The organism is Antrihabitans stalactiti, from assembly GCF_012932915.1.
Classification (GTDB): domain Bacteria; phylum Actinomycetota; class Actinomycetes; order Mycobacteriales; family Mycobacteriaceae; genus Antrihabitans; species Antrihabitans stalactiti.
Genome location: NZ_VCQU01000006.1, coordinates 92047 through 118589, shown reverse-complemented (window position 1 = coordinate 118589; position 26543 = coordinate 92047). Strand labels below are relative to the sequence as shown.

At 63.3% G+C, this 26543-nt stretch carries 24 protein-coding genes and 1 riboswitch; of the genes, 11 read left to right on the top strand and 13 right to left on the bottom strand.

What is annotated here, in order from left to right; translation table 11 throughout:
• The first annotated feature begins 26 nt into the window (after positions 1–26).
• Positions 27–869: an SDR family oxidoreductase gene (locus FGL95_RS17950; RefSeq protein WP_169589323.1), complete on the top strand. Its 843-nt coding sequence runs from the start codon at positions 27–29 to the stop codon at positions 867–869.
• 4 nt (positions 870–873) lie between these two features.
• On the opposite strand, the gene FGL95_RS17945 is transcribed toward FGL95_RS17950, so the two are convergent.
• Positions 874–1725, bottom strand: a complete 852-nt coding sequence (locus FGL95_RS17945) for a LysR family transcriptional regulator (protein ID WP_169589321.1) — start codon at positions 1723–1725, stop codon at positions 874–876.
• A gap of 106 nt (positions 1726–1831) precedes the next feature.
• On the opposite strand from FGL95_RS17945, the gene FGL95_RS17940 reads away from it, so the two are divergent.
• The 3 genes from FGL95_RS17940 to FGL95_RS17930 are packed head-to-tail and all read left to right on the top strand — an operon-like array spanning position 1832 to position 4149.
• A complete protein-coding gene (locus tag FGL95_RS17940) occupies positions 1832–1984 on the top strand; it encodes a hypothetical protein (protein WP_169589319.1) in 153 nt (50 codons plus the stop codon).
• A 10-nt stretch (positions 1985–1994) separates the two neighbouring features.
• Positions 1995–2651 (top strand): SRPBCC family protein, encoded by a 657-nt coding sequence (locus tag FGL95_RS17935; protein ID WP_240963124.1) that lies wholly within the window; start codon positions 1995–1997, stop codon positions 2649–2651.
• Positions 2652–2694: 43 nt separating this feature from the next.
• Complete coding sequence (locus tag FGL95_RS17930; protein ID WP_169589317.1) at positions 2695–4149, top strand: flavin-containing monooxygenase; 1455 nt, start codon at positions 2695–2697, stop codon at positions 4147–4149.
• A gap of 48 nt (positions 4150–4197) precedes the next feature.
• Here the strand turns inward: FGL95_RS17930 and FGL95_RS17925 are convergent, their stop codons facing one another.
• Positions 4198–5544, bottom strand: coding sequence for an amidase (locus FGL95_RS17925; protein WP_169589315.1), 1347 nt, complete (start codon positions 5542–5544; stop codon positions 4198–4200).
• 149 nt (positions 5545–5693) lie between these two features.
• Between FGL95_RS17925 and FGL95_RS17920 the strand changes: the two genes are divergently transcribed.
• Genes FGL95_RS17920 through FGL95_RS17910 form a run of 3 tightly spaced genes read left to right on the top strand, consistent with a single transcriptional unit; the run spans position 5694 to position 12732 of the window.
• A complete protein-coding gene (locus tag FGL95_RS17920; protein WP_240963123.1) occupies positions 5694–7997 on the top strand; it encodes a serine/threonine-protein kinase in 2304 nt (767 codons plus the stop codon).
• On the top strand, positions 7994–10441 hold the full coding sequence (locus FGL95_RS17915) for a serine/threonine-protein kinase (RefSeq protein ID WP_169589313.1): 2448 nt from the start codon (positions 7994–7996) through the stop codon (positions 10439–10441). The genes FGL95_RS17920 and FGL95_RS17915 overlap by 4 nt, the downstream gene beginning before the upstream one ends.
• Entirely contained in the window at positions 10438–12732 is a 2295-nt protein-coding gene (locus tag FGL95_RS17910; protein WP_169589311.1) for a serine/threonine-protein kinase, read from the top strand. Before FGL95_RS17915 ends, FGL95_RS17910 begins: the two co-directional genes overlap by 4 nt.
• 9 nt (positions 12733–12741) lie before the next feature.
• Here FGL95_RS17910 and hpt read toward each other — a convergent pair whose 3' ends face one another.
• From hpt to dacB, 4 genes are read right to left on the bottom strand one after another with little or no spacing between them, the layout of a single operon-like run.
• Entirely contained in the window at positions 12742–13308 is a 567-nt protein-coding gene (gene hpt, locus FGL95_RS17905) for a hypoxanthine phosphoribosyltransferase (protein ID WP_169589802.1), read from the bottom strand.
• 14 nt (positions 13309–13322) lie between these two features.
• Positions 13323–14297, bottom strand: a complete 975-nt coding sequence (tilS, locus tag FGL95_RS17900; RefSeq protein WP_169589309.1) for a tRNA lysidine(34) synthetase TilS — start codon at positions 14295–14297, stop codon at positions 13323–13325.
• 3 nt (positions 14298–14300) lie between these two features.
• Positions 14301–15383: a zinc-dependent metalloprotease gene (locus FGL95_RS17895; RefSeq protein WP_420838064.1), complete on the bottom strand. Its 1083-nt coding sequence runs from the start codon at positions 15381–15383 to the stop codon at positions 14301–14303.
• The gene (gene dacB / locus FGL95_RS17890) at positions 15380–16789 is read right to left on the bottom strand and encodes a D-alanyl-D-alanine carboxypeptidase/D-alanyl-D-alanine endopeptidase (RefSeq protein ID WP_169589307.1); all 1410 of its coding nucleotides are present in this window, start codon (positions 16787–16789) and stop codon (positions 15380–15382) included. The genes FGL95_RS17895 and dacB overlap by 4 nt, the downstream gene beginning before the upstream one ends.
• Before the next feature lie 116 nt (positions 16790–16905).
• On the opposite strand from dacB, the gene FGL95_RS17885 reads away from it, so the two are divergent.
• Positions 16906–17394, top strand: a complete 489-nt coding sequence (locus tag FGL95_RS17885; RefSeq protein ID WP_169589305.1) for an inorganic diphosphatase — start codon at positions 16906–16908, stop codon at positions 17392–17394.
• Positions 17395–17436: 42 nt separating this feature from the next.
• On the opposite strand, the gene FGL95_RS17880 is transcribed toward FGL95_RS17885, so the two are convergent.
• From FGL95_RS17880 to FGL95_RS17870, 3 genes are all read right to left on the bottom strand, one after another.
• Positions 17437–19134: an MDR family MFS transporter gene (locus FGL95_RS17880; RefSeq protein ID WP_240963122.1), complete on the bottom strand. Its 1698-nt coding sequence runs from the start codon at positions 19132–19134 to the stop codon at positions 17437–17439.
• Positions 19131–19634, bottom strand: a complete 504-nt coding sequence (locus tag FGL95_RS17875; RefSeq protein ID WP_169589301.1) for a MarR family winged helix-turn-helix transcriptional regulator — start codon at positions 19632–19634, stop codon at positions 19131–19133. Before FGL95_RS17875 ends, FGL95_RS17880 begins: the two co-directional genes overlap by 4 nt.
• A gap of 86 nt (positions 19635–19720) precedes the next feature.
• Positions 19721–20542, bottom strand: a complete 822-nt coding sequence (locus FGL95_RS17870; RefSeq protein WP_169589299.1) for a crotonase/enoyl-CoA hydratase family protein — start codon at positions 20540–20542, stop codon at positions 19721–19723.
• A gap of 381 nt (positions 20543–20923) precedes the next feature.
• On the opposite strand from FGL95_RS17870, the gene FGL95_RS17865 reads away from it, so the two are divergent.
• Together FGL95_RS17865 and FGL95_RS17860 are read left to right on the top strand one after the other, a co-directional pair.
• Complete coding sequence (locus FGL95_RS17865; protein WP_169589297.1) at positions 20924–21244, top strand: 2-oxo-4-hydroxy-4-carboxy-5-ureidoimidazoline decarboxylase; 321 nt, start codon at positions 20924–20926, stop codon at positions 21242–21244.
• A gap of 79 nt (positions 21245–21323) precedes the next feature.
• On the top strand, positions 21324–21791 hold the full coding sequence (locus FGL95_RS17860; protein ID WP_169589798.1) for a flavin reductase family protein: 468 nt from the start codon (positions 21324–21326) through the stop codon (positions 21789–21791).
• Here the strand turns inward: FGL95_RS17860 and FGL95_RS17855 are convergent.
• The 3 genes from FGL95_RS17855 to FGL95_RS17850 all read right to left on the bottom strand — a co-directional run bounded on the left by FGL95_RS17855 (position 21788) and on the right by FGL95_RS17850 (position 23932).
• Positions 21788–22414 (bottom strand): LLM class oxidoreductase, encoded by a 627-nt coding sequence (locus tag FGL95_RS17855; protein ID WP_169589295.1) that lies wholly within the window; start codon positions 22412–22414, stop codon positions 21788–21790. The two genes, FGL95_RS17860 and FGL95_RS17855, sit on opposite strands and share 4 nt — an antisense overlap.
• Before the next feature lie 70 nt (positions 22415–22484).
• Complete coding sequence (locus FGL95_RS33155) at positions 22485–22577, bottom strand: putative leader peptide (protein WP_420838061.1); 93 nt, start codon at positions 22575–22577, stop codon at positions 22485–22487.
• A gap of 122 nt (positions 22578–22699) precedes the next feature.
• Positions 22700–23932, bottom strand: coding sequence for an aminotransferase class V-fold PLP-dependent enzyme (locus tag FGL95_RS17850; protein WP_169589293.1), 1233 nt, complete (start codon positions 23930–23932; stop codon positions 22700–22702).
• A gap of 17 nt (positions 23933–23949) precedes the next feature.
• A riboswitch (SAM riboswitch) is annotated at positions 23950–24064 on the bottom strand.
• Positions 24065–24148: 84 nt separating this feature from the next.
• Between FGL95_RS17850 and FGL95_RS17845 the strand changes: the two genes are divergently transcribed.
• Entirely contained in the window at positions 24149–24775 is a 627-nt protein-coding gene (locus FGL95_RS17845) for a LysE family transporter (protein WP_169589291.1), read from the top strand.
• 1 nt (position 24776) lies between these two features.
• Here FGL95_RS17845 and FGL95_RS17840 read toward each other — a convergent pair whose 3' ends face one another.
• Positions 24777–26486 carry an MFS transporter gene (locus FGL95_RS17840; RefSeq protein ID WP_338079910.1) on the bottom strand — a complete coding sequence of 570 codons (1710 nt, stop codon included), beginning with the start codon at positions 26484–26486 and terminating at the stop codon, positions 24777–24779.
• Positions 26487–26543: the final 57 nt, after the last annotated feature.

Below are 26543 nucleotides of genomic sequence, written 5' to 3'. Positions count from 1 at the left end.
ACAGGTTTTGGAAAATAAGGAGAAGAATGTCTGACAACGCAGTGCGCGACAAGGTCGTCGTGATCACCGGTGGAGCACGCGGTATCGGCTTTGCGACCGCGACGAAGCTCGCCGGGCTCGGCGGCAAGGTCGCGATCGGTGACGTCGACGAGACCAAGGTCAAGGAGGCGGGAGCCGCGCTGGGCCTGGAGGTCTACGGCAAGCTCGACGTCACCGATCCGGATTCGTTCGAGGCCTTCCTCGATCAAGTCGAGCGCCAGCTCGGCCCGATCGATGTCTTGATCAACAACGCAGGCATCATGCCGGTCGGCCGGATCGTCGACGAGCCGGAAGCCGTGACCAAGCGCATCTTGGACATCAACGTCTACGGCGTCATCCTCGGCAGCAAGCTGGCAGCCCGGCGAATGGCGCCACGCGGTTCCGGTCACGTCATCAACATCGCGTCGCTGGCCGGCGAAATTCACGTTCCGGGATTGGCCACCTACTGCGGAAGCAAGTGGGCTGTGCTCGGCTTCACCGATTCCCTGCGCGCCGAATACCACAAGACAGGAGTCGAATTCTCTTCTGTCGAGCCAACTTTCACCAATACCGAACTGGTGGCAGGGACGCATGGCGCGAAGGGGCTCAAGAACGCCGAGCCAGAGGACATCGCGAACGCCATCGCCGATCTCATCGCGAAGCCGCAAGGTCGAGTGCGGGTCACCAAGTTGGCGGGGTTCATGACGTTGGTGATGACGCGGTTCATGCCACCACAGGCCTACGACATGCTCGGCCGGTTGATGGGCGCCGAGCACGTGTTCCTCGACGACGTCGACGTCGAAGCCCGCAAGGCCTACGAAGAACGCGCGCGCGGAGTCGAAGCGAATTAGGCGGCTAGCCGGCGGCGGCAAGCGCGACGAAATCACGAACCGTCGCGCGGTCGTCGTCGGCACGCCAGGCGATCGCTAGTTCGCACGGCTCCAGATCGGTCTTACGTGCGGTGATCCCTGGCCACTGATACATCGGAACGTTCTCTTCTGCGATCAGGCACAGCCCGCGACCGAGGCCGATCTCTTCGACGTTCTCTTCGGCAGTCGAAGCCTCGGCACCGACCACCGGCCTACGGCCGCCACGTGAGTCCGCGGCCAGCCAGAAGTCTCGCTGCGGACCTGCTTCGGACGGCAACGCGATGAACGGCTGGTCCAGCAGGTCCGCGAACGCGACAGTCTCGGCTTTGGCAAGCGGATGCGCTTCGGGCATAACGACCCAGCGCGGCTCAGCACGCAGCACCCGCCATTCGTACCTCTCGGCATCCAGCATCGGCAGCCACACCAGGGCCAGGTCGGACTCCCGCGACGCCAGTCCGCACGTCGGATCGCTCCATTGCGTGGAATGAAACTCCAGCTTGTGGCCGCCGACGCCCTCGAGTTCGGCAAGAATTCCGCGGCCGATCGCCGTCTGCAGACCGACTCGCAGGGTTTCGCCTGCCGCTGTCAGCCGCGCGACCGTCTCGTCCCACATCGCCAGCAATTTGCGTGCCGACTCGAGCAACTCCTTGCCCGCCACGGTCAACGCAACGGTCCGCTGGTCGCGGTCGAGCAGGGTTACGCCGAGCTGGTCTTCGAGTTGTCGGATCTGCCGAGACAGTGTCGGCTGCGCGATGCGCAGGTGTTCGGCAGCGTGCGTGAAATGAAGTTCCTCCGCTACGGCGACGAAATATCGAAGGTCGCGGAGATGAGGTTCCATAGCTTATGGCTATCAGACGCGAGGCTGTGCGTCCACTCGTACCGGACGTAACGCTCTGCTCTAGCTGGGCCACTGCCCAGTGCTCGACCCCGTCACGAGTGTGGATATGAATGCAGCACTGACGCTGACTACCGTGGTCGCCCAGTCGCCGAAGTTCACAATGCCCGTGCGAACACCTATTCCCCTCGAGCAGCGCGATCGCGACAGTGTTGCGCAGGAGTGGGGATTCGCCGCCGACGCGTGGGACTACCAGTTATAAGGAGAACATCATGGGCAATGACGAATGGGACGGCGTCAGCTGGCGCGAAGCCGAATTGGCCGCCGAGAAAATGGTGCTGCGGCCATACCTCGCGTTGACCACTCTCGGCCGCGCGGTCCCGGCTGGTTTGCGGGCGATCCTGTCGAAAGACAAGTCGCGACCGCAGACGATTTCGGTATCGGACGAGATAGTGATCGCAGCCCCACCGGAAGCGGTCTACGCGCGAATCAGCGACGTCAAGAATATGGGCTCGGTCAGCCCGGAAAACACCGGTGCGACACTGCGCCTCGGCGACGACAGCCCCTATGTCGGAATGGAATTCGACGGGCACAACAAACGCGGGCGCCTCACCTGGACAACCCGGTGCAAGGTGATATCGGCCGAACCCGGCGTGGGTTTCGCGTTCAAAGTCCGCGCCATCGGTCCGCCCGGAAAGCCGATCCTGCGATTTCCCATCGCCACTTGGGCCTATCGGCTGGCACCCACTGCCGATGGCGCCACGCTGGTCACCGAGACCTGGTCGATCGGCCCGTGGCCCGACGCGGTCATTCCAGCTCTCGACCGTTTCGCCGCAAACGGCTTGAACGGTCGGGAGATTCAACGCAGAAATTTGCACATCACTCTGCAGAATCTCAAGCGAGTGCTCGAAGCAGACACCGTATGCTGAGCGACGTTCGCGAGGGCAATGTAGCCGACCTTCAGGAGACCCGTTGACTGAGCATTTCGATCACATCATTGTCGGCGCCGGTCTCTCCGGCATCGGCGCTGCTGTCCATCTCAGCAAGGGATTGCCCGAGCGCTCGTATCTCGTGCTGGAAGCACGCCACACCCTTGGCGGCACGTGGGACCTCTTCCGCTACCCCGGAATTCGGTCGGACTCGGACATGTACACCCTCGGCTACCGCTTCAAGCCCTGGAAGGGCAAGAAGGCGATCGCCGACGGTGCCGACATCCGCGCCTACTTGGAGGAGGCGGCCGAGGAGAACGGCGTCACCGACCACATCCGCTATCACCGGAAGGCGATCCGCGCCGAGTGGTCCAGCACCGACGAACAATGGACCGTCACCACCGAGCACACCGACACCGGCGAGACGTCGCAGCTCACCTGCAATTTCCTGATGTCGACCTCCGGCTACTACAACTACGACGGTGGCTTCACCCCCGACTTCGCCGGCATCGACGACTACGAAGGCACGATCGTCCATCCGCAGCACTGGCCGGAGGATCTCGACTTCACTGGTAAGCGGGTCATCGTGATCGGTTCGGGCGCGACCGCAGTGACCCTGATTCCGAACCTCGCCGAAGTTGCCGCGCACGTCACCATGCTGCAGCGCTCGCCGACCTACATCATCAGCCAGCCGACGACGGATCCGATCGCCGAGCAGATGATCAAGCGGCTCCCGTCGCGGCTGGCGTCGAAGGCCGTGCGCGCGCGCTACCTGACGGTGAGCATCGGCTTCTACGAGTTCTGCCGCCGTCGGCCGAACGAAGCGCGACTTTTCCTGCGCAAGCTGCTCGAGCGTCAGTTGCCCGAAGATGTCGACTTCGACACGCATTTCAAACCCAAGTACGACCCGTGGGATCAGCGGTTGTGCTTGGTCCCGAGCGGCGACCTCTTCAAGGCGCTGCGCAAGCACACCGTCGACATCGTGACCGACCACATCGACACCTTCACCAAGACCGGCCTTCGATTGAAATCAGGCAAGGAACTCGAAGCCGACATCATCGTCACCGCCACCGGCCTCAACCTGCTCGCCTTCGGTGGTCTGCAGTTGGTGGTCGACGGCAAAGACATCAAGCTGCCGGAAACGATGGCCTACAAAGGCATGATGCTCAGTGGCATTCCGAACTTCGTTTTCGTCGTCGGATATACGAACGCGTCGTGGACCTTGAAGGCAGACCTGGTGTGCGAGTACACCGTTCGCCTTCTCACCCACATGAAGAAGCACGGCAAGACGGTCATGGTCCCGCGACGTGACCCGAACGTCGGCGAGGAACCGTTCCTCGACTTCGCCGCAAACTACGTGCTGCGTTCGGTCGACAACTTCCCGAAGCAGGGCTCCGAGGCGCCGTGGAAGTTGAAGATGAACTTCTTCACGGACCGAAAGAATCTGCGGAACGCCTCTATCCAGGACGACGTGATGGAGTTCTCCGGCAAGTCCTGACGACCAACCCTTGTGAGTCTTTTAGGAGTCCATAGACTCCAAAAAGACTCACAAGGGTGCGGTGCGGACCCACGGATTGCGCTGTTCGAGTTGAGCGGCGAGCGCCAGAATTCTCGCCTCGGCGCCGCGCGGCCCAGCAATCTGCACCGCGAGCGGCGTCTTGCTGACCGGATGAATTCCCACCGGGACACTGGCTGCGGGTAAGCCGACGAAGTTCCACAACGGCGCGAATGCGCCGTACTTGGCATTGCTCCAGATGTTCGCCAGCCACGACTTTTCACTCCACCGCTCCGCCGCGGGCGGTGACTGCAGCAGCGTAGGCGTCAGCACGACGTCGTAGTCGGCGAAGAACTCTTCGAGCTTGGCATTGAGCGCGACGACTTGATCGAGCTTGAACAAGCCAATTTTGCGGCTGATTCTTCCCAGCGCGGCGTGCCACCGGCTGCGCTTCTGCAGCAGCTTTGCGTCGAGCCCCTCGGCGTCGGCAGCGACCGACTCGGTCCAGCGGGCGATCATTCCGAGTGGGTTGGCGGGATACGGCAACTGGGTCGTTTCGACCAGGTGACCAGCCGATACGAGGACCGAGGCCGCCGTCCGTGCCGCGGCGAGCCAGTGCCGATCGACGCGAAGGAACGCGATCGGTGAACCGACGGCAAGCCCGATGCGGACCTTGCCGATGTCCGGCACTCCGCTGAGCTCCCGACGGTCGGCGAGCACCGACGCCAGCAGCGCGACGTCGTCGACCGTGGTGGCGAGCGGTCCGTTCTCGGCCATTCCCAACCAGTCGTTGACGCCGACTCCGGCAGGCACCAATCCCGCGCCCGGCTTCAATCCGACCACTCCGCAGCACGCGGCAGGGAGCCGTACCGATCCCATACCGTCGTTGCCCACTGCAATCGGCACCATCCCGGCAGCGACCGCCGCGGCCGATCCTCCGGAGGAGCCGCCTGCCGACCGGTCCGGGTTCCAGGGGTTGCGGGTGATCTGAGTACTGGAGTCCGTGGTGCCGAAGATCCCCAGCTCAGGCATTGCGGTCGTGCCGACCACGATGGCGCCTGCAGCGCGGACCCTGGCGACCACCTCGTGGTCGCTGGTCGGCGGTTCGGCCGACGTCGCACGTGATCCCGAGCGAGTCGGCACACCGGTGACCGCCAAGTTCTCCTTGATCGCCACCGGCACACCCGCAAGTGGCAGGGTGGCGAGATCTGCTCTGCCAGCAAGCTTTTCGGCTTCGGCGAGGGCCTCCGCAGCACGGACGTGGACGAACGCGCCGACCTGACCGTCCAGCTTCTCGATGCGCGCCAACGCTTCTCGCACCGCATCGCTGGGGTTGCGCCGGCCTGATCGCACATCGGCTGCGATCTGGGCAGCCGTGAAAGCGAGATCGATCTCCATAACTCCACTATGCCTTCACTAGGGGTCGTGAGTCTTTTAGGAGTCCCTGGACTCCTAAAAGACTCACAGCCTGTGGACTGCCGCAAGTTATCATTTGATATGCGTTACGGAAACCGCCGACGATCCCCACCCGGTCAGCCTGATTGACCATGGCGCGCGCCGGTGAAGCGATGCCGAAATCTGTCGTCGAATTCGATGCGCAGGCGAGCGAAACGAGCGCTGCCGTTCCGCAACAGGTCGTTGACCAATTCTCTGCAGAATGGGAATCGTCAGGGCTGCCACCGGATTTCGATACGTTCCTCCCCGACGCCGACGCGATCCGCAGGTCCGCGCTTATCGACATGATTCGCGTCGATCTCGAACACCGCTGGCTGCACGCGCGCCTACCGAAACGGCTCACGGAATACTGCGCTGAATTCCCTGAATTACGTCTCGATCGCCTACCGCCCGATCTGATCAGACACGAATTCGTGTGCCGCAAGCGCAGCGGTGACCACGTGGACTCGAAAGCGTATCTACAGGAATTCCCAGTCCAGGCAGGCCGACTGAAACGCCTACTCGACATTCACGACGACGCGTCGACGGCTCGAGTGACCGAACCGCTGGTGCAGCCACGCCGGACCGATGCGCTCGACGACGTGGGAGTCGGTCAGCGGGTGGACGAGTTCGATCTGCTCACCGGCCTCGGCAGCGGGGCCTTCGCCCGGGTGTTTCTCGCCCGGCAACGGTCCATGCAACGCCTCGTAGCCGTGAAGATCAGCGAGGACCACGGCACCGAGCCCCAAACGCTGGCTCAACTCGATCACGATTACATCGTTCGCGTCTTCGACCAGCGAGTGTTACCCGAGGAAGGCCTGCGTCTGCTCTACATGCAGTACCTCCCCGGCGGAACCTTGCTCGGCGTCCTGCACAAACTCCGCAAGACCACCTGGACTGCCGGACGCACCGGCCAACTCCTCCTCGACGCGATCGACGAAGCGATGGAAGCCAAAGGTGAGCTGCGCCCGACCGACTCCTCGATTCGCACCGAACTCGCCAACCTGTCTTGGCCCGAGACCATCGCTTGGCTCGGGCGGCGCCTCGCCGAAGCGCTCGATTACGCTGGTCGCCATAACGTGCTGCACCGCGACATCAAACCGGCCAACGTTCTGCTCACCGCCGAAGGTGTCCCCAAGCTCGCCGACTTCAACATCAGCTTCTCCGGCAGCAGCAAAGGCGCGGGCGCAACCGCGTACTTCGGCGGCTCACTTTCCTACATGTCCCCCGAACAGTTGGAGGCCTGCCATCCCGGAAAGCGCACTGGCGCGGCAGATCTCGACACTCGAAGCGACATCTACTCCCTCGGCGTCGTCCTGTGGGAACTCCTCACCGGTCGGCGTCCGTTCGGTGATCTGGAGCCGCAGAGCGGAACCGAGCCGGGCGACGCCACGACGATCGACTCGATGCTCGGTTGTCGCCTGCACGGCATAGGCTCCGACGCGCTCGCATCGTTGCCGCCGGATACCCCGCAGACTCTTCGACGAATTCTGCTGACCTGCCTGGAGCCGAATCCGAACGATCGCTGGTCCAGCGGTGCCGAGCTCGCGTCGCAATTCGACCTCTGCCTCGACGCACATGCGCGTGACCTCGTCGACCCACCTCCCGGCAGCTGGCGCTTGTTACTGCGTCCGTGGTCGATCCTCATCATGGAACTCGGCGTTGTCGTACCGAACGCGCTCGCCGCCTACCTGAAATATCACACCGACAGGGCTCTCATCGTCGACGAACTGATGGGTGCACCACCACATCGGTTCGACGTCGTCTGGCTGATCGTGATGGGAGTTGCGTTTCCACTCGGTGCGTTCGTGATTTTCTACATGCGGCGCTACCTGGTACTGGTGCCACAGGGGCTCCGCCGCGGAAAGATATACAGCCCAAGAACATTGGCACGCGCCAGAACCGACGCATTGTTGCTTGGCGACCGCGTGGTCGCCGTGTTGTTCGCGATCTGGATTGTCTGCTGTGTGTGTTGGGCCGGTGCGATGTGGATCGGAATGGGTGACGTCCCGATCCGGGGCTATGTGTACGCGTTCGCGTCGGCGGTCATATGTGCAGCTGTCGCGGTTGTCTACCCGTTCTTTCTCGTGTCCTTCTACGCCGTGCGCTGCCTGTATCCGACATTTCTGCCGCACGGTGAGGTGTCCGGCCACGACTCGGAATTGATGGAGGGGCTGCATCGGCGAAGCGTCCGTTACCTAGCTGTCGCCGCCGCGGTGCCACTTGTGGGCGTCGCAGGCGCTACGTTCATTCCACTCGATGAAATCGGTGCGGTGATCGGACCGATTCGCACGCTGTCGATCGTCGGTGTTGTGGCGTTCATCGGCGCGTATTGGCTGTTTCGTAAAGTGGAAGGTGACTTGATCGCCCTGGAGCGCGTCACGTCTCGACAGCAGGACCCGATAGGCAACACATGAGCGCGGACCCAATCGACGGTCGAGAGGTTCAGTCGACCGTCGTCAACGACTTCCTCGCGGCGTGGCAAACCGCGACCGCGCCCCCCGACCTGTCCAAATTCGTGCCTCAGACAGCGGAAATTCGGCGCGCGGCACTCGTCGATCTGATCAGCGTGGACCTGCGTAATCGCTGGTTACGAGCCGGTTCACGCAAACGGTTGGCTGCATACTGCGACGAGTTTCCCGAACTCAGCCCCGAAACACTGCCTGCAAGCCTCATCTACGAGGAGTTCGTGGTCCGGCGGCATAGTGGCGAGCGAGTCGATGCGCGTGACTACCTCGTCGAGTACCCGGCGCAAGCAGATCGGCTTCGCGAGCTGCTGAACACCGACGACGACCCATCTACCGTCGCAGCAGCCGACATCGACGAACCAACCGGCTACCTCGATGAACCCACCGCCTTCGCCGACGAACCGACCGGCTACCTCGACGAACCGACTGCGTTCGGCGACGAACCCACTGCCTTCAGCGATGAAGCGACCGGATACGCCGATGATGCCGATTACGACAGGGACGGGACGCGAGCCACCGCCACACCGCACGGTACGGGCGCGTTCAGGGAGACGTCGCTGGCGACACCGGACAAGCCGAAGGATATCGATGACATCGCCGTCGGTGATTCGATCGACGATTTCGACCTACTGACCACGCTCGGCGCCGGCGCGTTTGCGCGCGTTTTTCTCGCGCGACAACGGTCGATGCAGCGGCTCGTTGCCGTCAAGATCTCGGCCGACCACGGTTCCGAGCCGCAGACGTTGGCCCAGCTCGACCACGACTACATCGTCCGGGTCTTCGATCAGCGACTGATCGACGAGCAGAGCTTGAAGTTGCTCTACATGCAGTTCCTGCCCGGCGGGACTCTGCTGAGTGTGCTCAAGTGGGTCAGGGAGACCCCACAAGCGAAGCGGAGCGGACGACTGCTGCTCGACGCGGTCGACGCCGCGATGGAGGAGAAGGGCGAGATCCGGCCGACCGATTCCAGCGTGCGTGCCGAGATCGCGCGCCTGTCCTGGCCGGAGACTGTCGCCTGGCTCGGTCGTCGACTTGCCGAGGCGCTCGCATACGCAGACGGCCGCGGCGTTCTGCATCGTGACGTGAAGCCTGCCAATGTTCTGCTCACCTCGGAGGGCGTACCGAAGCTCGCCGATTTCAACATCAGTTTCAGCCGGAACGTCGGCGGCGCAAGCCCGGTCGCGTACTTCGGCGGATCGCTTTCGTACATGTCGCCCGAGCAATTGGAAGCGTGCCATCCCAGTCGCGACACCACTGCTGCCGAGCTGGACACGCGGAGCGACATCTACTCGCTGGGCATCGTGCTGTGGGAGCTGCTCACCGGCCGCAAACCTTTCGACGACCAAGGAGCGATAGGCGGCGACGCGACCACCTTGGACGCGATGATCGACCGTCGCACCAATGGGCTGGCGGCCAATGCCTACGACTTCCTGCCGCCGGATTGCCCGGCAGCGTTGCGCCGGGTCCTGACCACCTGCCTCGCGCCCGACCGCGAGGACCGCTGGGCGTCCGGAAACGAACTGGCCAAGCAGCTCGACCTCTGCATGGACCAGCGCGCCCGTGATCTCGTTGATCCACCACCGCATAGCTGGCGGTTACGGCTGCGGCGCGTGAGCTTCCTGATCGCTGCGATGGCGATGGGCATCCCGAACCTGCTGGCCAGTCTGTACAACATCCATCACAACCAGACCTTGATCATCAGCAAGCTCGATGCAGACGCTCAACACCAGTTCACCGTGATCACGCAGGTGATCAACCTGACGTTCTTTCCCCTCGGGGCGCTGCTGATCACCTATCTGTGCCGGTATTTGCTGATCGTCCCGCACGGTCTTCGCGTAGGTAAGACGTTCGACGCGGCAACCTTGGCTCGCGCTCGTCGAGACTCCACCCGCGCTGGCGACTACCTCTGCATCGTGGCGTTCGGCCTGTGGGTGATTGCAGGCATTGCGTTCCCGATTACCTTGCAGGCTGTGTCGGGGAACATCCCCGCCGATGCGTATGTGCACTTCATCGCGTCGCTGGCGGTCTGTGGTGCGATCGCCGTCGCCTACCCGTTCTTCCTGATGAACTTTTTCGTCATCCGCTGCCTCTACCCGATCTTCCTGACCTATGGCGGTACGAGCGCGGAAGACGCCAAGCTCCTCCGTAGTCTCGATCGGCGCAGCAATCTCTACCTTGCAGTCGCCGCGTCGATCCCACTGCTTGGCGTGGCAGGCGTGACGTTCCTCGACCCCGCCGACATTCCGAAGGTCATCTTCGCGGTGCGCGTCCTGTGCGTAGGCGGCATCTTCGCGTTCGTGTTGGCTTACTGGCTGTTCCGGCAGATCGAAGAGGACTTGCGCGCCCTGGAGCGGGTCGTTTCAGGCGGCGCCGGGGTGACCGTTACCGAATGACCGTCGATGCCGACTCGGTCCAGCGGTTCACGAAAGCCTGGACCACCGCACCGGCGCCACCAAACCTGTCGGAGTTTCTACCCGACGCAGCCGCTATTCGCCGCAGCGGTTTGGTCGACCTGATTCGCATCGATCTGGCACAGCGTTCGTTGCGTGGACAGCCGGTGAAGCACCTTGCCGAATACCTCGCGGAGCTTGCCGACCTGCAGCGCAGCGACCTGCCCGCCGACGTGATCTGTGCCGAGTTCGAGCTTCGCCGCGAGCGCGGCGACACTGTCGACCCGAACGACTACTTGCGCAACTACCCCGACCAGGCAGCGGAGTTGGCCCGACTCCTCGATACGGACACGACGGAATTAGCCGACGACACCGCCGTCTCCGAAGACACTGCATTTTGGGAAGACACCGACTCGACGCGAGTGACGAGCAACACGGTCGCTCGGCCGCAACGGTTCGAACCGATCGAACAGATCGAGGTCGGGCAAACCGTCGACGAGTTCGACTTGCTGACTGCCCTGGGCAGCGGTGCGTTCGCACGGGTCTTCCTCGCCCGCCAACGGTCCATGCAACGGCTCGTCGCAGTCAAAATCAGTGAAGACCGTGGCACGGAGCCGCAGACGCTGGCTCAGCTCGATCACGATTACATCGTCCGGGTCTTCGACCAACGCCTGTTGCCAGGCGAGGGCCTGCGCCTGCTCTACATGCAGTACCTGCCCGGCGGCACGCTGCTCGGCGTCCTGCACAAGCTCCGCAAGAACACCTGGACGCCCGACCGCACCGGTCAACTCCTGCTCGACTCCATCGACGATGCCATGGAAGCCAAGGGCGAAATCCGTCCGGCCGACTCGTCGATCCGTGACGAAATCGCGCGATTGTCCTGGCCGGAAACCGTCGCCTGGCTGGGCCGCCGCCTTGCCGAAGCCCTCGACTACGCCGGCAGACACGACGTGTTGCATCGCGACATCAAGCCCGCCAACATCCTGCTCACCGCCGAAGGTATCCCCAAGCTCGCCGATTTCAACATCAGCTTCTCCGGCCGCATCAGAGGGACCAGTCCGATCGCCTATTTCGGCGGTTCCTTGTCCTACATGTCCCCCGAGCAACTCGAAGCCTGCCAGCCGACCAAGTCCGCGACTGCTGCAGACCTCGATACCCGCAGCGATATCTACTCCCTCGGTGTCGTTCTCTGGGAACTGCTCACCGGGCGCAAGCCCTTCCCGGACAAGCGATTCGGCGAACATCTCCCGCCCTCGCTCGGTAGCGCCTCAGGCGACGACACGGTGATCGACGCAATGCTGGAACGACGGCACGCGGGAGTCACCGAAGATGCACTGCACGATCTGCCACCGGATACACCCGCGGCGCTGCGTCGAATCCTCCTGACCTGCATGGCGTCCGCCCCCGACGACCGCTGGGCGAACGGCGCGGAACTGGCCCAACAGTTCGACCTCTGCCTCGACCCGCACGCACGCGACCTCGTCGATCCCCCGGAACACAGCTGGCGGCGGCGCCTGCAGCGGCCGCGGTGGGCTGTCGCGATGGTCGCGCTCGCCATCGCAATACCGAACGGCCTGGCGAGCTTTTACAACATCCAGCAGAATCAGATGCTCGTCGTCAGCAAATTGGACCCGCAGGTCCTGGCACGATTCGAAAGTATCGTCCTGGTCAACAACGTCGCATTCTTCTCGATCGGCGGTGTGTTGATGATCTACCTCGGCAGACGGCTCCTCGCCGTGTCAGCGGGTTTGTTGAAAGGCCGCACCTACGACACCCGGACCTTGGCGCTCGCTCGGACCGATGCCATCTTGCTGAGCGACCGCATCGTCGCCGTCGTTTTCGGCCTCTGGGTGATCGCCGGCATCGGGTGGCCGATCAGTCTGCAGCTCACCACAGGCGGGGTGCCGGCACGCGCGTTCGTCCACTTCGCGCTGGCGCAGATCGTGTGCGGCGCAATCGCGGTCGCGTATCCATTCTTCCTGGTGTCGTTCTATGGGATCCGCTGCGCCTACCCCATCTTTCTGCCGTACGGCAGGGTCAGCCGCAACGACGCACGCCAGTTGCGACGACTCGCAAGACGATCGAACTTCTACCTTGCGCTTGCGGCATCGGTCCCGCTACTCGGCGTCGCCAGCGTCACGCTTCTTCAGCAGGACGAGATCTCGGCAGTCATCGTCGCAGTCAGAGTTCTCTGCATCGGCGCGATTGCCGCGTTCGTCGGTAGCTATTGGCTCTTCCGGCAGCTCGAGGGCGATCTGGAGGCGTTGGCCAGAGTCGTTGCCGCCAGCGACTGAGCGCCGCGGCTACATCCCGCCGTCGCCCTCGTACACCTTCGGATCCAGCGTGCCGATGTACGGCAGGTCGCGGTAGCGCTCCGCGTAGTCGAGGCCGTAGCCGACGACGAACTCGTTCGGAATGTCGAACCCGATCATCGAGACCTCGACGTCGGTCCGTACGGCGTCGGGCTTGCGGAGCAACGTCACCACCTGCAGCGATGCGGGGTCGCGGCTGGACAGGTTGCGCATCAACCACGACAACGTCAGACCGGAGTCGATAATGTCTTCGACGATCAAGACGTTTCGACCGGCGATGTCTTTGTCCAGGTCCTTGAGGATGCGGACCACGCCGGACGACGAGGTCGACGACCCGTACGAACTGACCGCCATGAATTCCATCTGCGTCGGTATCGGCAGCGCGCGGGACAAGTCGGTCATGAAGAAGATTGCGCCCTTGAGCACACCGACCAGCAGAAGGTCGCCTTGCGGAGATCCCACGGGGTAGCGGCTGGCGATTTCGACCGCCAACTCCTTTACCCGAGCCTGGATCTCGTCTTCAGTGAGCAGAACCGACGCAATGTCGCCTTCGTACACAGCGCTCCTGTTCATCAGTTCGCGGCCCGACCCTTCTCGAGAGTCAGGGTCAGCTTTCCATGCCGGCGCGAGGTTACCAACCTCGATCCAGGCATTCCGCCGCCCACCGCCACTCCACCTTGTCCGCGCCAACGCACCATTAGGTCGTCCACAGCTCGTAAATGCTTGTCTGTCAATGCTTTTGCTCCACCTTTCAGCAGCCAGAGGCGAACCACGCGCCGCCGAACAGCCGCGGGCTCGGCAATGATCGCGTCGATGTCGAGGTCCGACCCGTGGCCGATCCTGTCGAAAAGGTCGGCAGCGATTGCGTCCAGCACAGCACCGTCCTCGCGAAGTTGATCGGCAGTGCGAGCCAGCGCAGCAGCGACACCTCCGCCGAGCACGTCCTCGAGCAGCGGCAGCACTTCGCGTCGAAGCCGCACTCTGGTGAAGTCCGGACTGTCGTTGTGCGGGTCCTCGTGCGGCTCGATTCCCAGCTCGACGCAGGCCGCGCGAGTGGTCGCAGCATGAGTTCCGAGCAGCGGACGGCCCCACGGCGGGTCGTAATCGCGCATCCCCCAGATCGACCGCGCACCTGACCCGCGCGCCAAACCCAGCAGGACCGTCTCGGCTTGGTCGTCCAACGTATGACCGAGCAACACGGTCGCACCGGCACGTGCGGTGTCGAGAGCGTCGTAGCGCGCTCTCCGCGCGGCTGCCTCGAGTCCCCCCTCGGTCCCGACCTGGACGGTCAGCACCTCGGCCGATGCGCAACCTAGCTGGACAGCGCGGTCGGCCGCCTGCTGCGCGACCGCAGCCGATCCGTCCTGCAAGCCATGGTCGACGACGAGGGCGCGCACCCGATCTGCCTCGGCCGCCGCGGCAGCCGTCAGTGCGAGCGAATCTGCACCGCCCGACAATGCGACGACGACGTCGTCACCGCGATGCAGCTCCAACCACGCCCGAACTGCAAGCCGCACCTGCAGAATCGCGGGCGTTTCGGGTAGCAATGCCTAACCCAGTACTCGCGAGATCCATAGGTCGGGCGCTTCGATCTCCGCGGTCAGCGGAAGAGTGTCCGGACCAGTCCAGATGGTGTTGAACCGTTCCATCCCGACCTGATCCACGACGGCGTCGACGAACTTCTTGCCGCGCACATATTGCTGGACCTTCGCGTCGACGCCGAGAAGCGCACGCAGCACTCGATGCAGCGGGTTCGTCGGCCTCTTGCGGCGGTTGTCGAATGCCTTGCGAATCTGGTCCACAGACGGCACGACGGCTGGTCCGACGGCATCCATGACGTGGTCGGCGTGACCTTCCAGCAACGTGCCGAGCATCAGCAACCGGTCGAGCGCCTCGCGCTGCGGCGGCGCCTGGGTCGCGCGAAGCAGCCCGACGATTCCGCGGTTTTCCGGCGCGCCTTCCCCGTTCGTCCGACGCCGCTCACGCAACACCTCACCGAGGCGCGCGACCATATCCGACACCGATTCGTCGCCCACCTCACCGAGCACAGCGACGTTGTCCTGCATGTATCCGGTGAGCCACGGCGACGACGAGAACTGCACGCGGTGCGTCACCTCGTGCAAGCAGACCCATAACCGAAAGTCGCTGGGCGAGACCTTGAGCGCCCGCTCGACCTGGACCACGTTCGGCGCGACCAGCAGCAGCGTGCCGTTGTCGCCGGTGAACGGGTCGTACTGGCCGAGGATCGCCGAGGAGAGGTACGCCAGCATCGCGCCTGCTTGAACGCCTGCAGGCTTTCCCGCCAGCAGCCGCTTCTCGCCCTCTTCCGCACCGGTCCCGGTCATGTGCGCCATCGAGTTCGCCGCGGCGCGGACCCAACCCGCGCGGTCGACGACCTGCGCCTCGGGAATCGGCAGTCCGTCGGCAAGCCTGGTCACCTCACGGACCGGACCTTCTGCTCGTTTCGACGCGGCCGCCAACTCTTCGATGACCTGGTCTGCCGTGTAACGGGAGGTCTTCGGGCCGGCCGGGGACAGCCGCGCTCCCGTCCTGGCAGCAAGGTCCCAGTCGACAGCCCCGGCAAAGCCGTTGCGTTTCACGGTTTCGTTCGCTGGGCTATCTTCCGAAGTCACTGACACCCACACGATCGTAACGTCGATGCGATCGCGTCGAGGGCTGGCCTGCTCGCCTCGGGTGGTCGACCGCCCGACATCAACGCAAACGTAAGAACGCGTCCGCTCTCGTCGAGGACGAATCCGACCAATGCACTTGCTTGCGACAAGGTGCCCGTCTTCGCCCGGATCCAGCCGGCGCCTGCCTTGTCGCCTGTCGAATAGCGGTCCTGCAGCGTGCCCGTCGCACCGGCAACCGGCAGGTAGTCGAGCATCGGGCGGAGTTCTTCGTGTTTGGTGCCCGCGGCGGCCGACATCACGCCGTCGAGCAAGCGCGCGGGTATCCGGTCGTCGACCGAGAGCCCGCTCAGGTCGTGGAGGTCGGTTCCCGCGAGGTCGAATCCGGCGTCTTTCAGAGTGTCGGTGACAGCTGTCACTGCGCCGCTGAACGACGCTTCCTTGCCTTCTTTTATCGCGATCTCACGCCCGATTGCTTCGGCCAACACGTTGTCGGAGTGGGCCATCATCTGACCGAGCCGGTCACGCAACGGTGCCGATTGCACGCTGGCGATCGGTTCCGCACCGGATTGCGCGTTGCCGAGGCGGACTCGATTGGTGTCGATGCCGAGTTCGGCGGCGAGCAGTCGGCCTGCGTCCAGCGCAGGAGTGGCGGTGCGCGGGGACTCGTCCTCCAGCGGCTTCAATCGGCCACCGTCGATCATCACCGGTTCGATCGGCGCAATGAAGCCACCGCCGATGTCTGCGGGGAACCAGCCCTGAGCCAGCGGCGGTCCGGCGTAGGCGTCGAGGTCGACCAGAATCGTGTCGGCCTGCACACCGCTGCGTTTGATCTGTTCGACGAGGTCGTCGAGACGCGCCGATCCCTCGTACATGCTTGGTTGGCCGATGGGCTGGGCGGTCAGCGTCGGGTCTCCCCCGCCGACGAGCACCAACTCGTTCGGATTCTGACCCGCGACCACCTTCGTCGTCACGCGATGATCGAGCGGCAGCGCCAGCATCGCAGCCGCCGTCGTCAGGACCTTGGTGGTCGACGCGGGCGTCATCGGCTTCTCGGGGCCAGCGCTCCAGAGCACGGACGCAGAATCTGCATCGGTCACCGACCCGGTGAACGAACCGAGGTCAGGGTTACCGATGACCGGACCGAGCGCGGCCGCGAGCGCGGCGGGAGTCGGGATGGGAGCCGTGTCCGGAACGGGCACCACACTCGGTGTCGGCAGGATCGGTGGTGGCGCCGCGTTGGTCGTCAGCTTCTGTTTCGAAAGGTCACCGGCCCACGGCTGCTGGGCGATCGCGAAAATAGCGACCGCTGCAATAGCGAGCGCCGCGAATATCACCAGCAGAGTCCGGGAGTGGCGGCGACGCCGTTCGGCCAGGCCACCGATGTTCTTCTTGCCTTGGCCTGGCAACGTCCCTCCGCTGATGTCGCATTACTCAAAGATGACTAACCTGACCGCTCACACTATCTGCAACCAGCTAACCTTCTTTGAGCGAATTGCCGAGTTGACGAAGAGAAAGGCACGCCGTGGAGTTCGACGCGACCATCGAGATCCCTAAAGGCCAGCGCAACAAGTACGAGATCGATCACGAAACCGGCCGCGTACGTCTCGACCGCTTCCTGTACACGTCGATGGTCTACCCCGCCGACTACGGCTACATCGAGAACACTCTCGGCGAAGACGGCGACCCGTTGGACGTCCTCGTCCTGCTTCCCGAACCCGTGTTCCCCGGCGTCCTCATCAACGTCCGCCCCGTCGCCATGTACCGGATGGTCGACGAGAAGGGTGGCGACGACAAGGTCCTCGCAGTACCCGCAGGCGACCAGCGGTGGGATCACATCCAGGAACTCGAGGATGTCCCGCCGTTCGAGCTCGCCGCGATCAAGCACTTCTTCGAGCGCTACAAGGACCTCGAGCCCGGCAAGTTCGTCAAGGGCTCCGAGTGGGTTGGCCGCAAGGAAGCCGAAGCCGAGGTCGAGGCGTCGGTGCAACGCCTGAAGGACCAAGGCCACTAACCACTCGTGAGTCTTTTAGGAGTCCAGGGACTCCTAAAAGACTCACATGGGTGGTTCGGCGGCCGCAGCATCTCGGCGAGCCTGGGCGGCCGCCTCGATACCGCTGACCATGCGCAGCGGTACTTCCTTCCAGAACAAGACGAGTATCAAGGCGATCAGGGCGACGCCGGTTGCCGACAGGAACACCGCCGACATCGATTCGGAGAAGCCGACCTTGAACGGTCGTGCGAGTGCCGGGCTCAATTGCTGAATGATCGAACTGTCGTTGAGTACGCCCTGCGCCGCTGAAAGATCATGCTTGACAAGGGCATTCGACAGGGTCACGTCGGCCTGGTTGGTCGAATGAAGTCCCTCGGCGATCGCCTGCTGGAACGCCGGCTGCTTCGCCGCCGCTTGCAGCTCGTCGGAGATGTTCGGCGTGACTTGCGCGAACAGAATCGACAGGAACACCGCCACGCCCAAGGTGCCACCGATCTGCCGGAAGAACGTCGCAGCCGCGGTCGAGACGCCCATATCCTTGGGCGGCAACGCATTCTGTAGCGCGAGCGTCATCGGCTGCATGAGATTGCCGAGACCGAATCCGGTCACGAACATGTAGACCATTGCGAGCCACAGTGGCGAATCGGCGTCGATGTAGTGGAGAAGAAACAGCCCGAGGGTCAACATCGTGGCGCCGATGATCGGGAACGCCCGGTACCGTCCGGACCGCGAAATCAACTGACCGGACACGATCGATCCGGACATGAGCCCGAGCACCAACGGCAACATCTGCAGACCTGCCATGGTCGGGCTCGCGCCGCGGACCACCTGCAGGTACTGCGGCACCAAGGTGATCCCGCCGAACATTGCTGCACCGACGACGACCGAAATGATGACGCCGAGTGCGAAGGTCGTGTTCTTGAACATCCGCAGCGGGATGAGTGCGGTGTCTTTCAGCTTCGCTTCGACCAGGACGAAGCCCAGGACTCCGACGACGCCGACCACGTAGCAGGCCAGGGATCGTCCACTGCCCCAACCCCATTCGCGTCCTTGTTCGGCGACGACGAGCAGCGGCGCAATGCCGATTGCCAATACCCCGGCACCCCACCAGTCGACGCGCTGCTTGGACTTGTGGACCTTGGGCAAGTGCAGAACGCGGAAGACGACGGCGAGCGCGAACAGGCCGATCGGCACGTTGACCAGAAACACCCAACGCCAGCCACTCACGCCGAGCAGGCTTTCTTGACCGGCGAACAGGCCGCCGATGACGGGACCGATGACGCTCGACGTTCCGAATACCGCGAGGAAGTAGCCCTGGTATTTGGCGCGCTCCCGCGGACCGACGATGTCACCGAGAATTGTCAGCGCCAACGACATCAAGCCACCGGCACCGAGGCCTTGGAAGGCCCGGAACGCCGCAAGCATGTACATCGACTGCGCGATCGTGCACAGCAGCGATCCGATGACGAAGATCGTGATCGCCAACATGAAGAACGGCTTGCGGCCGTACATGTCGGACAACTTGCCGTACAACGGAGTCGCCAACGTGGCGGTGATCAGGTACGCCGTCGTGACCCACGCTTGCAACGAGTAACCGTCGAGGTCGTCGGCGATGGTGCGAATAGCGGTCGCGACGATCGTCTGGTCCAGCGCTGCCAGCAACATGCCGAGCATGAGGCCGCTGAGGATCACCAAGATCTCGCGGTGGGTGAAACCGGCGGGCGACTCCTCGGTCGCCGGTAGACCTTCCGATGTCGTCAACGTCTGTCCCCTTCGGTTGTGATCGCACACCGCATCGCGGCAAGCATCTCGGGCCGGCGACGTTCGTAGTCGTCGACGAATCGTTCGAGCAATCGGACGAAGTCGTTCCGGTCGGCTGTCGACCAGTCCGCGATGACGCGTCCGAGGTTCTCGTTGCGTCGCCGTCGGGACTGTTCGGCATGTTCGCGACCGGCGTCCGTGACAGCCAGCACAGAGGCCCGGCCGTCGCCTGGGTCTGCGAGGCGCTCGACGAAGCCACGCTCCACCAGGTGCGCAACCTGCCTGCTGACGGTCGACGGGTCGGAGTACACCGCCTCGGCCAGCGCGCCGGAACGCATAGGTCCGTCGGCGACGAGACGGAACAGGCACGTGTAGACCGCCGGATCGACCTCATGTCGCGACATCGCGGCAATCTGGCTGACCGTGCGGTCTCTGATCCGTTGCAGCCGAATCAGCACACTGCCGATTTGGTCCGCAAACGGTTCGGTGTCGGAATCCATCGCCGCCTTTACTTGTATCGCTCAACTAGTTGCGCAAAGCAAGTATGTAACGACAGCTTTCGGCAGGGCAACCCATTGACCAGGCTTTACCTGCCCTTGAACTCCGGGGCGCGCTTCTCGAAGACCGACTGAATGGCTTCGGTGAGGTCTTCCGACGGCAGGAAGGCGGCGTTCCAGGCTGCGACGTAGCGCAGTCCGTCCGTCACCGTCGCAGACCGTTCGCGCCCGAGAACATCTTTGACGCCTTGCACGACCAACGGCGGATTCGCAGCGATCTCCGCGGCGGTGGCGTGCGCTGCGGCCAGGGTTGCCTCCGCATCGGGGAATACGTCGTTGACCAGGCCGATCTTCTCCGCACGCGCGGCATCGATGTCCTTGCCGGTGAATGCCAACTCGCGGAGGTGGCCTTCGCCGATGATCGGGGGCAGCCGATGCAGCGACCCGATATCGGCCACAATCGCAACCTTCGCCTCCCGAATGCTGAACTTCGCGTCAGCGCTGGCGTATCGAACGTCGACGGCGGCGATCAGGTCGACGCCGCCGCCGATGCACCAGCCCTGGATTGCGGCGATCACAGGCTTACGGCAGTCGGCGACTGCGGTGACCGACGCCTGCAACCGCTTGACCTCGTCGTGAAACGTGGTTCGCGGGGCTGCGAGGGCCTTGTCTGCCATGAGCGGTCCGAACAGCGGCGCCATCGCCTGCAGGTCGAGACCGAACGAGAAGTGCTTGCCCGACCCGGCGAGAACCACCGCACGGACCTCGGGATCTGCGTCGAGTGCAGTGAAGATCTCCGGCAGTTCGGCCCAGAAGTCCGGACCCATCGAGTTGCCCTTGCCGGGTCCGGTCAGCGTCACCTGCGCAACGTGATCTTTGGTCTCGACGGTGAACGCTTTCCAGTCAGTCATGCAGTCAGCGTATCTAGCGAGCCGAACACGAAAACGTCCGCCTGAGCAGTCCCCGCTCGAATTTTGCTCACGCTGATCGGAGTTGCCTACACGTTCGATGTGTTTAGAAATCGACAACTCGAGGAATACGAGTTGGAATGCCCGCTACCACACTGTTCCCCCATTGGGCCCCTACCCAAAGAACAGCTGACTGATGAGAAATGTGACTCAGATCAACTCCCGCCAACGTTTGTTCGCGAACGTGCGAGCGAAAGCGGGACGCACCGTCGTTACGTCATGTAAAGCCTGTGCTAAATCCGCGACCAGCACTAGCAATGGCGCACCGGTGACGCGGAGGATGAACGAGTCGGCATGTACTCGCGGCATTCGAGGAGACGCAAGATGTTGATGCACAAGGGAATCGGACTCGAACGCTTCAATGCAATGCCAAGGGGTCGCGCAGTACACGCACTGTACGAATGCTGCTGTTGCGTCACGTGGGCGCAGAAGGTCGCCGACGCCAGGCCGTTCGAGACGTACGAAGATCTCCATGCGAAATCCGACATCGAATTGCTCGCCTTCTCGCAAACCGATCTCGACCGGGTATTTGCATCGTGCATTCATTGTGAGACCACTCATAACTCCGTCGAAGAACTTGCACGCGTCACACGGACCCGTATCGAACAGATGCTTGGACCGGAAGACGGCTACCCGGAGTACTGAAGCCACAATCGAAGTCGCATATATTGATTCGGTGGTCGACGACTCGAGTGGCATCACCGCGGATCAGTATCGGGCGGCAATGCGCCACTATCCGGCGGGCGTCACAGTTGTCACATTGCATCCCCAAGAAAAGCCGGTCGGCTTCACGGCCACGTCGTTTGCGTCGGTCTCGGCCGACCCACCGCTGGTGTCGTTCAATATTGCGCACACGTCGTCGAGCATCGATGCATTGCACATCGCCGAATCGGTCGTCATTCATTTTCTCGGCGAGCACCAGCAGCACATTGCGCAGCGCTTTGCCCGCTCGGCAGACGAACGATTCACCGATCGTTCTCTGTGGACCCGACTCGACACAGGCGAGCCGGTGCTTTACGGGACTCCCCTATGGCTGCGTGTAGTGATCTCGCAGTTGATCCCCGTCGGTGATCACACGCTGGTCATCGGTCTCGTCGCGCGCGTGCACGACGAGACCGGGACCGAACTATCGGCAGCCCCGTTGCTCTATCACAACGGGCGCTACTACAAGCCGACGCCGCTAGGCGACTAACGACGAGCGCCGAACTGATCGACGACATCGGACAGCCGGGCCGACTCGATCGTCAAGCCGCGTTCCGCCAACGCAGGAACGACATCGAGCACGATGTGTTCAAGTGACGCAGGCAGCTCGAGCGGACGCAACGTGACTCCGTCCGCGACCTCGGTGGCTGCGATATCGGCGATGAGACCAGCCAGACCGTTCGGCGTGCCGATGTAGGTGACGGTTGCGCTCGGGTGCGGCTGCACAGCATCGAGTTGCGCGAGCTCGATCCGTGCCTCGAACGCGGTTGGCGCGATGAGTGTTTCGATATCGAGCAAAACCGAGATGGTGTCCGGATCACGACCGGCAGCAATGGCGTCGGCACGAATTCCGGCTCGAAGCCGCTGCGCATCGCGCAGATCCGCCGCGCGCACGCGCACGACGGTCGGCGGGTCGGCAACGAGGTCCAACGGACCGTCGATTTCGGTGGTGCTGGTCAACTCGATCCAATAATCGGAATGAGCCAGTGGGTTCTTCACGTTCAGCCGGCTTTTGGCCGCTGGATGATGGCCGTTGGCGGTGAGCTCCAAGGCAACACGAAGTGTTTTCTGTGAAACGCGGCGAGTGCGGACGGGAGCAAGTACTGGTGACATCAGGATTCCTCTTGACGCGCGGCGGGCATGACAGGGATAACGAATCGAAAGGTCGATCTGGTTCGATCGGTCAGCCCTGACACCACCCGGACGCGGTTCGGCACAGGTCGATATGACGGCGCTGGACCAGTACCAGCTGCGTCGCGCCCGAAACCCATGCCATGAAAACGAGGCTACCCGTGCTCGCGGCAGGCCGCCGAGCCATCACTTCGCCGTGATCCGAACTACCCACCCTCGTGAGTCTTTTTGGAGTCTATGGACTCCAAAAAGACTCACGAGCAAAACTCACTGTGGGGTGTTCAGGAGGGTGCGCAGCGCCTCGACGAGACGGTCGATATCGCTGCTCGAGGTGCCGAGGCCGATCGACGCCCGGACCGCACTGCCGACACCGAGCCGTGCGAGCAGGGGATGCGCGCAGAACCGTCCGTCCCGCACGCCGATGCCATGCTCGGCCGACAGATACGCAGCGACCTCCCTTGCCTCGAAACCGTCGACAGTGAACGTCACAATGCCGACCACCTCGGTGCTGTCGCGCCAAATCCGAAGCGGACGAACGCCTTCCAGTTCCGCAAGGCCTGCACGTAGCCGCTCGGCAAGACCGCGCTCATGCTCCTGCACGCGCGCCCAATCGAGTCCGCCCAACGTGTCGCACGCCTGCGCGAGTGCCGCGACACCGAGGACATTGGGGCTACCTGCCTCGTGCCGCTCGGGCGCGCACGCCCATTCCACGCCGTCGGTCGTGACCTCGCGGACCGCGCCGCCACCGGCGAGGTACGGCTCGGCAGCGTCGAGCCAGTCACGTCGTCCGACAAGCACTCCCGCGCCGAAAGGTGCATACAGCTTGTGTCCGGAAAAGGCCAGGAAGTCGATGCCGTCGGCGGCGAGGTCGATGCGGCGATGTGGTGCGAGCTGGGCGGCGTCGACGAGGATGCGCGCGCCGCACTGGTGCGCAATATCGGCGAGACGGCGAATCGGGAGGACTTCACCGGTGACGTTCGACGCCCCGGTGACCGCGAGCAGCGCGGCAGGATGAGCGCAGAGTTCAGCGACGAGGCACCGGATCGTTTCGTCGATCGTGTCCGCTGCCACGACGACGCGGCGGCCATTCTTGTTCCAGGGCAACAGATTTGCGTGATGCTCCAAATCGAGCACGACCGTTTCGCCCGGCACACACGACGCGAGGAGATTGAGCGAATCGGTGGTGTTTCTGGTGAATACGATCACCTGGTCGGCGGTCGCGTTCACAAACCGCGCAACCGAATCTCGTGCTCCCTCATAGCAATCCGTCGACACGCGGGAGGGGTAGCCCGCACCGCGATGGACGCTCGCGTACAGCGGCAGTTGGTACTGGACGCGGTCGATGACCTGCGCCAGGGCGGGCGCACTTGCCGCATAGTCGAGGTTCGCGTACGTGCATGCACCGCCGCCCACGAGCGGAACCTGCAGGTCACAGCCCGAAACGCGGGCGAGCGGAGCAATTGTTTCTTGGTCGGCCAAAAGAGCCAATACGGCAGTCATCAGTTTCGTCCCATCGAAGTCCACGCTTGCCGTGCCCGGTTGGGCATCAGCCAGGTCGTCACCCGGAGCACCCCGCCGTAGGTGGAGGGTTGCCGACCAGCAAGCCGGGGCTGAACGCTGGTACTCGTGACCGAGACCTAGGTTCGCAGGCGTTCGGCCTTGTTGTCAACTCGAAATTGTTTGCAATCGAGTCTGACCTGCGGTCTCATCGACAGGGTGAACCTCACCCTGCTGCTCAGCTTCGTCGGGTTGTGTCTGCTGCTCGCAGTCACTCCCGGACCCGATTCGTTCCTCGTGCTGCGCTACAGCGTGGTCGGGATCCGCCCGGGTGTCGCGGCCGCAGTCGGGTCCGCGCTCGGTGGGATCATCTGGGCTGTCGTCGTCGCTGCTGGCCTCGCAGCACTACTCGAACAGTCGGCGACCGCGTACCGCGCCTTGAAGCTGGTCGGCGGCATCTACCTCGTCTATCTCGGCGTCCGCGCGTTGCTCGAGCACCGCAAACAGACCAAGGCGACCGAAGCCGTCGAGCCTGTCGTGGCGTCGACGCGCTCCGCTTTCATCGCGGGCGTCCTCTCGTGCATGTTCAACCCGAAAGTGGGCCTGTTTTACTTGGCCGTGCTGCCGCAGTTCCTCACCGAAGTGACGTTCGTAAACACGTTGAGCCTGGGCGCAATCGAATGCCTGATTGCTGGAATGGTCATGGTGGCACTGGCTTTCGCAGCTTCGCGTGCGGTCGTGATGCTGCAACGCCCGAAAGTTACTGCGTGGCTTGGCCGGATCAGCGCAGGCATCCTTGCGGCACTCGGCCTCGGCACCATCGCCTCGGTCGGTTCGTCCGCCTGACCTACCCCCGCTGGGCGGCGAGCCGATCCAGTTCTTCCTGGACCAGCCGCTCGTGCTCGTCGGCTTCTTCACGTGCCTTCTTCGGGTTCCAATGCCCTGCCATGATGAAGATGAACGGCACGAACAACGCCTGGCCGACGAAACACGCCCACCACCAGTTCCGCCACTGAGCAGGGTTGTCGAGCTGCGCCTGTTGGACGTCCTCCGCGTACTTCTTCAAATACCAGGTGTCGTTCGCCGAGATAGGTTCGTTGCCTAGTTGCTGAAGGCGCTTGATCGCGTCCTCGTCGGTTTTCGCCAGGCCGGCCTTCTTCAGATCGTCCAACGCGCCTTGAGCCGCGGCGAGGTCGGGCGGCGTCTTCTGGACGCCCGCGAGATGTTCGGGCGTGATCGCCTGCGCGGTGGCGATCTGGTCCGGATATTTCGCGAGGATCGTCTGCAGGCGCGGTCCGTGGTCGACGAGGGTCGATGCCGCGGGCAACGCGAGCAGGAACCCGAACAGGGCCACCGTCACTACAGTTCGGATCGTTCCGCCCCACACGGCGAGGCCGGTCGCGGTCGCCGCCGGGTTGATTCGCTCGACCGTTTCGGTGAAGTTCGCCATCCACGCGCAATAGGTCAGACCAGCGCCGATGGCGATGACGGTCAGCACGATCGCGAAGGTGTAATACGAGGTTTCCGCCTTGGTCGCCAAGCTGGCGAAGATGCCCGACCCGATAAGTGCGATCACAGCCCCCACTGCCATGAAGGGCTTTCGAACTCGCAACTTGTCCGAGAGCACGCCTGCGATCACGAGCGTGATGGCGTTGGCGAGCCAGTACCAGTTGCCGAGCGCGTTCGCCCGCGCCTCCGAGTAGCCGAACGTGGTGCCGAAATAGACGATGAAGAACCCGACGAAGATGTAGTAGAACATCAGGAACAAGCTGATGCCCAGTGCCGATCCCAGGATCGACACCCGCATCATCTGTTTCCAGCTGCCCTGTAGAGCCTCCTCGGGATCGATTCCCGCAGCGCGGATTTCGACGAGTTGCCGGTCTCTGACACTGACCATCATCTGGTCGCGAAGCTGCGGCGACAGCTCACGAAGCCCGAACAGCGCAACGATCGCCGAGAAGATGCCGACCGAACCGGCGATGTAGAACTGGAACCGCCAGTCCGGGTGCTGGTCGAGGGTATTGCTCGACACAGCAGTCACGACGAGACTGCCCAGCACCGGACCGACCGTCCAGAATCCCATCGCCGACGCGCGGCCCAACTGGGGCGAGAAATCACGAATCAATGCCGGGGTCGCGACGAGCAACACACCTTCGACGACGTTCAGCAACGCGAAGATGTACAGGTACGACGTTCCGTTCGGCGCGTGGGGCAACGCGAAGGCGACCAGGAACGCGCTCAGAAAGAGCCCGACCACAACGAGATTCGCGCGACCCCACCGGTCCGCAAGACCCGCGGCGACCGAGGCGAACGCGCCGAGCAGGTTACCGATCGCGGTGACGGAGACGAACTGGGCGAAGGTGATCTGATAGTCGGTGATGATCTTCGTCGCGACGGCACCCTGGATGTAGAGACCGTAGTAGGACACGATGGTCACGAACACTGTGATTCCGAGGTACATATAACGTCTGACCGGATCCGGATAGCTCGAAAGCTCTCGCTTCCAGAGCCTGGCGATCCCGCTCGGATCCTGTGCACGCGTGCGTATTTCGACCACGGAAACCTCGCTGTATCTCGCGGAACTGGTCAGCTGACCGACGTGCGTAATATAGCG

Coding starts and splice junctions, on each gene's coding strand:
- FGL95_RS17950 (WP_169589323.1), top strand. CDS start 27: ATGTCTGACAACGCAGTGCGCGACAAGGTCGTCGTGATCACCGGTGGA.
- FGL95_RS17945 (WP_169589321.1), bottom strand. CDS start 1,725: ATGGAACCTCATCTCCGCGACCTTCGATATTTCGTCGCCGTAGCGGAG.
- FGL95_RS17940 (WP_169589319.1), top strand. CDS start 1,832: ATGAATGCAGCACTGACGCTGACTACCGTGGTCGCCCAGTCGCCGAAG.
- FGL95_RS17935 (WP_240963124.1), top strand. CDS start 1,995: ATGGGCAATGACGAATGGGACGGCGTCAGCTGGCGCGAAGCCGAATTG.
- FGL95_RS17925 (WP_169589315.1), bottom strand. CDS start 5,544: ATGGAGATCGATCTCGCTTTCACGGCTGCCCAGATCGCAGCCGATGTG.
- FGL95_RS17920 (WP_240963123.1), top strand. CDS start 5,694: ATGGCGCGCGCCGGTGAAGCGATGCCGAAATCTGTCGTCGAATTCGAT.
- FGL95_RS17915 (WP_169589313.1), top strand. CDS start 7,994: ATGAGCGCGGACCCAATCGACGGTCGAGAGGTTCAGTCGACCGTCGTC.
- FGL95_RS17910 (WP_169589311.1), top strand. CDS start 10,438: ATGACCGTCGATGCCGACTCGGTCCAGCGGTTCACGAAAGCCTGGACC.
- FGL95_RS17875 (WP_169589301.1), bottom strand. CDS start 19,634: ATGGATTCCGACACCGAACCGTTTGCGGACCAAATCGGCAGTGTGCTG.
- FGL95_RS17870 (WP_169589299.1), bottom strand. CDS start 20,542: ATGACTGACTGGAAAGCGTTCACCGTCGAGACCAAAGATCACGTTGCG.
- FGL95_RS17865 (WP_169589297.1), top strand. CDS start 20,924: ATGTTGATGCACAAGGGAATCGGACTCGAACGCTTCAATGCAATGCCA.
- FGL95_RS17860 (WP_169589798.1), top strand. CDS start 21,324: ATGCGCCACTATCCGGCGGGCGTCACAGTTGTCACATTGCATCCCCAA.
- FGL95_RS17855 (WP_169589295.1), bottom strand. CDS start 22,414: ATGTCACCAGTACTTGCTCCCGTCCGCACTCGCCGCGTTTCACAGAAA.
- FGL95_RS33155 (WP_420838061.1), bottom strand. CDS start 22,577: ATGGCATGGGTTTCGGGCGCGACGCAGCTGGTACTGGTCCAGCGCCGT.
- FGL95_RS17850 (WP_169589293.1), bottom strand. CDS start 23,932: ATGACTGCCGTATTGGCTCTTTTGGCCGACCAAGAAACAATTGCTCCG.